Source organism: Bacillus sp. K2I17 (assembly GCF_002209985.1).
Classification (GTDB): Bacteria; Bacillota; Bacilli; order Bacillales; family Bacillaceae_G; genus Bacillus_A; species Bacillus_A wiedmannii.
In genome coordinates this window covers 1-1,022 of the sequence record NZ_NJGF01000122.1, presented here as the reverse complement: position 1 = coordinate 1,022, position 1,022 = coordinate 1, and the positions used below count along the sequence as shown (strand labels likewise).

Annotated in this window: 1 protein-coding gene and 1 pseudogene; both read right to left on the bottom strand. The window is 37.2% G+C overall.

What is annotated here, in order from left to right:
* Window positions 1–39 precede the first annotated feature (39 nt).
* Entirely contained in the window at window positions 40–879 is an 840-nt protein-coding gene (locus CER22_RS31015) for an IS3 family transposase (RefSeq protein WP_256943779.1), read from the bottom strand.
* Window positions 880–911: 32 nt separating this feature from the next.
* Window positions 912–1,022, bottom strand: a pseudogene (locus CER22_RS34160) (helix-turn-helix domain-containing protein); the annotation flags it as partial.

Below are 1,022 nucleotides of genomic sequence, written 5' to 3'. Positions count from 1 at the left end.
TGGTCTTATCCCCGTCAAGTAGACAGCTTTAAAAAAAGACTAAGCAGCCATTGAGATTCGATATTCAATCGGAGCTCGATGATTGAGTCGTTTTTGGAATCGTTTGTAGTTATAATGATAGATGTATGTTTCAATTGCTTGAATCAATTCTTCTTTTGTTTGATAATAATTGAGATAAAACATTTCAGATTTAAAATGAGAAAAGAATGATTCAATACAAGCATTGTCATGGCAGTTTCCTTTGCGAGAGTGGCTGCCGATGGCACCTAGCTGTTGAAGCGTACGATGATAAGCATGAGATGTGTATTGGAATCCTTGATCCGAGTGGATGATGGTTCCATACACATCTCTTTTTTTTGTTGCTAAATCAAGTGTATCGAGAACAAGTTGTAGATCATTGCGATGTGAGAGTTTCCAGGCAACAATTTCATTATTGTAAATGTCTTGGACGACCGATAAATAGAGAAAATTATCTTTGAATGGCAAGTAAGTGATGTCTGTAACAAATACCTCATTTTGTTTGCGATTTTGGAATTGGCGTTCTACTACATTTGGGAAAATCTTTGAAGATTTCCCTTTAAAAAAGCGACGCTTTTTACGGATGATCGATTGAATTTGAAGCTCTTGCATAAGTCTACATACTTTTTTGTGATTCACTAAAAAGCCCTCTTCTCGTAAGGCAATTGTCATACGAGGATAGCCATATTCCTTGTGTTTTATGTGAATCGCTTGAATTTGTTCACGCAGTGTATCATCCTTTGAAAAACGTAATTTTCTTTGCGTACGTGTTGAACGCCATTTATAGTAGCTAGAACGATTTAACTGAGCAATGACGACAAGCCAGATTACTTTGTATCGAGAACGTAGTTCTTCAATAATCTCGTACTTCGTCGTTTGAGCAAGGACACCTCCTACAGATTTGGATACTGCTTTTTTAAGTACGCCACCTGTGCCTTGTAGTATTCCAACTCTTCTTCCATACTATCGAATTTCGTACGAGGACGACCTTTCAAGGGATTTTT